The organism is Ectothiorhodospira sp. PHS-1, from assembly GCF_000225005.1.
In the GTDB taxonomy this organism is placed as follows: Bacteria; Pseudomonadota; Gammaproteobacteria; order Ectothiorhodospirales; family Ectothiorhodospiraceae; genus Ectothiorhodospira.
This window is the reverse complement of record NZ_AGBG01000074.1, coordinates 1-1,347: the sequence shown is the minus strand read 5'-3', so window position 1 is coordinate 1,347 and position 1,347 is coordinate 1. Positions and strand designations below refer to the sequence as shown.

The following is a 1,347-nucleotide window of genomic DNA, read 5'->3' as shown; positions in this document are numbered from 1 at the left end:
CGCACCTGGCGGAAGGCGCTGGCGCGGTTGCGCTCGGTGGGCAGGCCCAGTTCCCAGGCGATGGACTTGTACATGTCCATGACATTGCCGGTGGTCAGGGGGATGTAGAAGGTGCGGTAGAGCCCCGGGTGCAGGGCGCTGGTGATGCGGCGGCAGGCGGTGGTCTTGCCGCTGCCGGCCTCGCCGGTGAGCAGGCCGATGCCGCGCAGACGCAGCAGGTGCCTGAGCCGGGCCTGGGCCTCCCGCAGGGTCTGGGACTCGAACAGATCTTCACTGGCCACGTTGGGTTCGAAGGGGTAGTCGGTCAGGCCGAAGTGCTTGCGGTACATGGCCTCAGTCCTCCGCCGACTCGATATCGAAGTCCCGCCACTGCATCCCTGAGGGGCTGGGTTGCGGGGCCTGATCCTCACTGCGGGCCTCGCGCGAGGGCGTGTTGCGCTTGACGAAGCAGTTGGCATACAGATCCACGGGCCTGGCAGTTTCCACGTACCGACCTTGATGGACGATCTGCACGGTGCGCCGGGTAGCCCCGGGGTCGTAGCGTAGCGTGACACGCTCGCCGATGAGGGCGGCATCCACCTCGTAGATCACGCCGTCGAGGCTGACGGTACGGTCCTTGTGGACCTTGCGCGCGGCCTCGAACAGGCACAGATCCTCCAGGTCCAGACTCGGGTCCAGATAGCGCACCTGGTCACCGTCCTGGGCCCAGCGCTCCAGGGGCGTCATCCCGTCCAGACCGCGATGGGGGTTGTGGTGATACTCCCCCTCAACCCAGGCCCACAGGCGCCGGTTGAGGGCCTCCAGGCTGGCGGTATCCTCCGGGGTGAGGGTGTTCAGCAGCTGGGCCCGTACGGTGCGGAAGAAGCGTTCGATCTTGCCTTTGCCTTGGGGGCGATAGGGGCGCGCGTGGATCAGGGCGATGCCCAGTTTGGCGCACACCAGAGCCAGGTGGTGGGAGCGGTAGTTCGCGCCGTTATCGACGTAAAGTCGCTCGGGAAGCCCACGCCGGCTCAGCGCCTGGCGTAATACGGGCAGGAAGGCGCGGGTGTTCTCCGCCAGGGCGAAGGCGGCCTGGGGAACCACCCGGGTGGCGTCGTCCATGAAGGCGATCAGATAGGTCTTGCGGCGCACGCGCCCTTCGACGGTGACACTGGGGCCGTGCATGACATCGCTGGACCACAGTTGACCGGCCCGGGCAAAGGCGAAGCGGCGGCGATCCTGGTCATGAGTGGCCTCGGTCTGGCGCTGCATCAGCCCATGCCGGGTGAACAGGCGGTGGATGGTGGAAGGCGGCAGCGGCAGATCCGCGTCCACGCCGCCACTGTCGCGCAGGTGCTGGATCACCTG

At 67.3% G+C, this 1,347-nt stretch carries 2 protein-coding genes; both read right to left on the bottom strand.

The annotated features are described in order from the left end of the window. Positions 1-329: ATP-binding protein (locus ECTPHS_RS13640; RefSeq protein ID WP_008933350.1), on the bottom strand; the 329-nt coding region annotated here is incomplete at its 3' end. A gap of 4 nt (positions 330-333) precedes the next feature. Next, positions 334-1,347, bottom strand: a 1,014-nt coding sequence (locus ECTPHS_RS13635) for a DDE-type integrase/transposase/recombinase (protein ID WP_008933349.1), incomplete at its 5' end; no start/stop codon positions are given.